This is a genomic window from Metabacillus flavus, from assembly GCF_018283675.1.
Classification (GTDB): Bacteria; Bacillota; Bacilli; order Bacillales; family Bacillaceae; genus Metabacillus_B; species Metabacillus_B flavus.
The window spans coordinates 1-5,635 of the sequence record NZ_JAGVRK010000002.1; the positions used below are offsets into that span (position 1 = coordinate 1).

The window sequence follows — 5,635 nt, forward strand, 5'->3', positions numbered from 1 at the left end:
GTGTCCCGCCGTACTCAGGATCCACTCAGGAGGGAACGAAGTTTCGACTACAGGGCTGTTACCTTCTTTGGCGGGCCTTTCCAGACCGCTTCTTCTACCCCGTTCCTTTGTAACTCCGTGTTGAGTGTCCTACAACCCCAGAAGGCAAGCCTTCTGGTTTGGGCTAATCCCGTTTCGCTCGCCGCTACTCAGGGAATCGCTATTGCTTTCTCTTCCTCCGGGTACTTAGATGTTTCAGTTCCCCGGGTCTGCCTTCCAGATCCTATGTATTCAGATCAGGATGCTGCTCCATTACGAGCAGCGGGTTTCCCCATTCGGAAATCTCCGGATCAACGCTTACTTACAGCTCCCCGAAGCATATCGGTGTTCGTACCGTCCTTCATCGGCTCCTAGTGCCAAGGCATCCACCGTGCGCCCTTTCTAACTTAACCTGATAACGGAAGTTATCTTCGTTAGAGCTGAAAACAGATGTTTTCAGACTTGATGTTCTCTTCATACGCAAGCGCAGAAGAAAATCGTAAGGTTACTTGCTTACTCGTGTGAATGTTTGACATTCATATCGTTATCTAGTTTTCAAAGAACAAGTTTATAGAGAGAATGATCTCTCAAAACTAAACAAAATCGAAGTGCGTCCGTTAATTGTGCACCGCATGGGTGCTGATAATTCTTCCTTAGAAAGGAGGTGATCCAGCCGCACCTTCCGATACGGCTACCTTGTTACGACTTCACCCCAATCATCTGCCCCACCTTAGGCGGCTGGCTCCCTTACGGGTTACCCCACCGACTTCGGGTGTTGCAAACTCTCGTGGTGTGACGGGCGGTGTGTACAAGGCCCGGGAACGTATTCACCGCGGCATGCTGATCCGCGATTACTAGCGATTCCGGCTTCATGCAGGCGAGTTGCAGCCTGCAATCCGAACTGAGAATGGTTTTATGGGATTCGCTTAACCTCGCGGTTTTGCAGCCCTTTGTACCATCCATTGTAGCACGTGTGTAGCCCAGGTCATAAGGGGCATGATGATTTGACGTCATCCCCACCTTCCTCCGGTTTGTCACCGGCAGTCACCTTAGAGTGCCCAACTGAATGCTGGCAACTAAGATCAAGGGTTGCGCTCGTTGCGGGACTTAACCCAACATCTCACGACACGAGCTGACGACAACCATGCACCACCTGTCACTCTGTCCCCCGAAGGGGAACCTTCTATCTCTAGAAGTGGCAGAGGATGTCAAGACCTGGTAAGGTTCTTCGCGTTGCTTCGAATTAAACCACATGCTCCACCGCTTGTGCGGGCCCCCGTCAATTCCTTTGAGTTTCAGTCTTGCGACCGTACTCCCCAGGCGGAGTGCTTAATGCGTTAGCTGCAGCACTAAAGGGCGGAAACCCTCTAACACTTAGCACTCATCGTTTACGGCGTGGACTACCAGGGTATCTAATCCTGTTCGCTCCCCACGCTTTCGCGCCTCAGCGTCAGTTACAGACCAGAGAGTCGCCTTCGCCACTGGTGTTCCTCCACATCTCTACGCATTTCACCGCTACACGTGGAATTCCACTCTCCTCTTCTGTACTCAAGTCCTCCAGTTTCCAATGACCCTCCCCGGTTGAGCCGGGGGCTTTCACATCAGACTTAAAAGACCGCCTGCGCGCGCTTTACGCCCAATAATTCCGGACAACGCTTGCCACCTACGTATTACCGCGGCTGCTGGCACGTAGTTAGCCGTGGCTTTCTGGTTAGGTACCGTCAAGGCGCGGGCAGTGACTCCCGCACTTGTTCTTCCCTAACAACAGAGCTTTACGATCCGAAAACCTTCATCACTCACGCGGCGTTGCTCCGTCAGACTTTCGTCCATTGCGGAAGATTCCCTACTGCTGCCTCCCGTAGGAGTCTGGGCCGTGTCTCAGTCCCAGTGTGGCCGATCACCCTCTCAGGTCGGCTACGCATCGTCGCCTTGGTGAGCCATTACCTCACCAACTAGCTAATGCGCCGCGGGCCCATCTGTAAGTGACAGCATAACCGTCTTTTATCTTCGAACCATGCGGTTCGAAAAGTTATCCGGTATTAGCTCCGGTTTCCCGGAGTTATCCCAGTCTTACAGGCAGGTTGCCCACGTGTTACTCACCCGTCCGCCGCTGACCTCCGAAGAGGTCCGCTCGACTTGCATGTATTAGGCACGCCGCCAGCGTTCGTCCTGAGCCAGGATCAAACTCTCCAAAAAGTAGTTTGACTAGCTCTTGTTTGTTGCTCTTGAATTAACGTTGGCACTTCGATTTGTTTAGTTTTCAAAGATCATTTGCAAAAATGGAGCGGGTGATGGAATCGAACCCACGACATCAGCTTGGAAGGCTGAGGTTTTACCATTAAACTACACCCGCATTATTATATGTATACTTCTGGTCGGGAAGACAGGATTCGAACCTGCGACCCCTTGGTCCCAAACCAAGTGCTCTACCAAGCTGAGCTACTTCCCGCAACCGCAAGTTTATATGGCGCGCCCGAGAGGACTCGAACCTCTAACCTTTTGATTCGTAGTCAAATGCTCTATCCAATTGAGCTACGGGCGCATCGGCGACTTATATATAATATCAAATCGTTATTTTTTTGTCAACACTTTTTTTAAAAATGTTTTTTGGTGCGGCCGAGAAGAGTCGAACTTCCACGGGGTTGCCCCCACTAGGCCCTCAACCTAGCGCGTCTGCCATTCCGCCACGACCGCATGTTAAGTGAAATAAAGTGCGGGTGAAGGGAGTCGAACCCCCACGCCGTAAGGCGCTAGATCCTAAGTCTAGTGCGTCTGCCAATTCCGCCACACCCGCATATTAAAATGTAAATGGTGAGCCATGAAGGACTCGAACCTTCGACCCTCTGATTAAAAGTCAGATGCTCTACCGACTGAGCTAATGGCTCGTCCTACTCTCACAGGGGGAAACCCCCAACTACCATCGGCGCTAAAGAGCTTAACTTCCGTGTTCGGTATGGGAACGGGTGTGACCTCTTTGCCATAGTCACCAGACATATTCTTAAAAAGCGACAAGATTAATTATATAGTTTGAGGAGAAGAAATCAAGACTTTTTTTAATCTTTTTTGCTCTCTCAAAACTAGATAACGATTGCTGCACGAGTAAAGCAGCCTTACTTGAATAAAGGTTAAGTCCTCGACCGATTAGTATTCGTCAGCTGCACGTGTCACCACGCTTCCACCTCGAACCTATCAACCTGATCATCTTTCAGGGGTCTTACTCTTGCGATGGGAAATCTCATCTTGAGGGGGGCTTCATGCTTAGATGCTTTCAGCACTTATCCCGTCCGCACATAGCTACCCAGCGATGCCTTTGGCAAGACAACTGGTACACCAGCGGTGCGTCCATCCCGGTCCTCTCGTACTAAGGACAGCTCCTCTCAAATTTCCTGCGCCCGCGACGGATAGGGACCGAACTGTCTCACGACGTTCTGAACCCAGCTCGCGTACCGCTTTAATGGGCGAACAGCCCAACCCTTGGGACCGACTACAGCCCCAGGATGCGATGAGCCGACATCGAGGTGCCAAACCTCCCCGTCGATGTGGACTCTTGGGGGAGATAAGCCTGTTATCCCCGGGGTAGCTTTTATCCGTTGAGCGATGGCCCTTCCATGCGGAACCACCGGATCACTAAGCCCGACTTTCGTCCCTGCTCGACTTGTAGGTCTCGCAGTCAAGCTCCCTTGTGCCTTTACACTCTGCGAATGATTTCCAACCATTCTGAGGGAACCTTTGGGCGCCTCCGTTACATTTTAGGAGGCGACCGCCCCAGTCAAACTGCCCGCCTGACACTGTCTCCCGGCCCGATCAGGGCCGCGGGTTAGAAGTTCAACACAGCCAGGGTAGTATCCCACCAATGCCTCCACCGAAGCTGGCGCTCCGGTTTCCAAGGCTCCTACCTATCCTGTACAAGCTGTGCCAAAATTCAATATCAGGCTGCAGTAAAGCTCCACGGGGTCTTTCCGTCCTGTCGCGGGTAACCTGCATCTTCACAGGTACTATAATTTCACCGAGTCTCTCGTTGAGACAGTGCCCAGATCGTTACGCCTTTCGTGCGGGTCGGAACTTACCCGACAAGGAATTTCGCTACCTTAGGACCGTTATAGTTACGGCCGCCGTTTACTGGGGCTTCAATTCAAAGCTTCGCTTGCGCTAACCTCTCCTCTTAACCTTCCAGCACCGGGCAGGCGTCAGCCCCTATACTTCGCCTTGCGGCTTCGCAGAGACCTGTGTTTTTGCTAAACAGTCGCCTGGGCCTATTCACTGCGGCTCTTCAAGGCTATTCACCCTAAAGAGCACCCCTTCTCCCGAAGTTACGGGGTCATTTTGCCGAGTTCCTTAACGAGAGTTCTCTCGATCACCTTAGGATTCTCTCCTCGCCTACCTGTGTCGGTTTGCGGTACGGGCACCATTTTCCTCGCTAGAAGCTTTTCTAGGCAGTGTGGAATCAGGAACTTCGGTACTTAATTTCCCTCGCCATCACAGCTCAGCCTTAACCAAGGGACGGATTTGCCTATCCCTTGAGCCTACCTGCTTGGACGCGCATATCCAACAGCGCGCTTACCCTATCCTCCTGCGTCCCTCCATTGCTCAAACGGAAAAGAGGTGGTACAGGAATCTCAACCTGTTGTCCATCGCCTACGCCTTTCGGCCTCGGCTTAGGTCCCGACTAACCCTGAGCGGACGAGCCTTCCTCAGGAAACCTTAGGCATTCGGTGGAGGGGATTCTCACCCCTCTTTCGCTACTCATACCGGCATTCTCACTTCTAAGCGCTCCACCAGTCCTTCCGGTCTGGCTTCTCAGCCCTTAGAACGCTCTCCTACCACTGTTCGTAAGAACAGTCCACAGCTTCGGTGATCCGTTTAGCCCCGGTACATTTTCGGCGCAGGGTCACTCGACCAGTGAGCTATTACGCACTCTTTAAATGGTGGCTGCTTCTAAGCCAACATCCTGGTTGTCTAAGCAACCCCACATCCTTTTCCACTTAACGGATACTTGGGGACCTTAGCTGGTGGTCTGGGCTGTTTCCCTTTCGACTACGGATCTTATCACTCGCAGTCTGACTCCCATGGATAAGTCTTTGGCATTCGGAGTTTGACTGAATTCGGTAACCCGATGAGGGCCCCTAGTCCAATCAGTGCTCTACCTCCAAGACTCTTACTATGAGGCTAGCCCTAAAGCTATTTCGGAGAGAACCAGCTATCTCCAGGTTCGATTGGAATTTCTCCGCTACCCACACCTCATCCCCGCACTTTTCAACGTGCGTGGGTTCGGGCCTCCATTCAGTGTTACCTGAACTTCACCCTGGACATGGGTAGATCACCTGGTTTCGGGTCTACGACCACGTACTCAATCGCCCTATTCAGACTCGCTTTCGCTGCGGCTCCGTCTTTTCAACTTAACCTTGCACGTAATCGTAACTCGCCGGTTCATTCTACAAAAGGCACGCCATCACCCGTTAACGGGCTCTGACTACTTGTAGGCACACGGTTTCAGGATCTGTTTCACTCCCCTTCCGGGGTGCTTTTCACCTTTCCCTCACGGTACTGGTTCACTATCGGTCACTAGGGAGTATTTAGCCTTGGGAGATGGTCCTCCCTGCTTCCGACGGGATTTCTC

General features: G+C 52.2%; 5 tRNA genes and 4 rRNA genes. All 9 read right to left on the minus strand.

The features are described from left to right. Window positions 1-431, minus strand: a 23S ribosomal RNA gene (locus J9317_RS20420); the annotation flags it as partial. Window positions 432-675: 244 nt separating this feature from the next. Continuing rightward, a 16S ribosomal RNA gene (locus tag J9317_RS20425) occupies window positions 676-2,214 on the minus strand. 84 nt (window positions 2,215-2,298) lie between these two features. Continuing rightward, window positions 2,299-2,371 (minus strand) — tRNA-Gly (locus J9317_RS20430). 19 nt (window positions 2,372-2,390) lie between these two features. Next, window positions 2,391-2,467: transfer RNA gene (locus J9317_RS20435), tRNA-Pro, on the minus strand. 16 nt (window positions 2,468-2,483) lie between these two features. Continuing rightward, a tRNA-Arg gene (locus J9317_RS20440) sits at window positions 2,484-2,560 on the minus strand. A 66-nt stretch (window positions 2,561-2,626) separates the two neighbouring features. Beyond that, window positions 2,627-2,712, minus strand: a tRNA-Leu gene (locus J9317_RS20445). 18 nt (window positions 2,713-2,730) lie between these two features. Beyond that, a tRNA-Leu gene (locus J9317_RS20450) sits at window positions 2,731-2,812 on the minus strand. Window positions 2,813-2,894: 82 nt separating this feature from the next. Further along, window positions 2,895-3,009 (minus strand): 5S ribosomal RNA (rrf, locus tag J9317_RS20455). Window positions 3,010-3,139: 130 nt separating this feature from the next. Next, window positions 3,140-5,635: ribosomal RNA gene (locus tag J9317_RS20460) — 23S ribosomal RNA — on the minus strand; the annotation flags it as partial.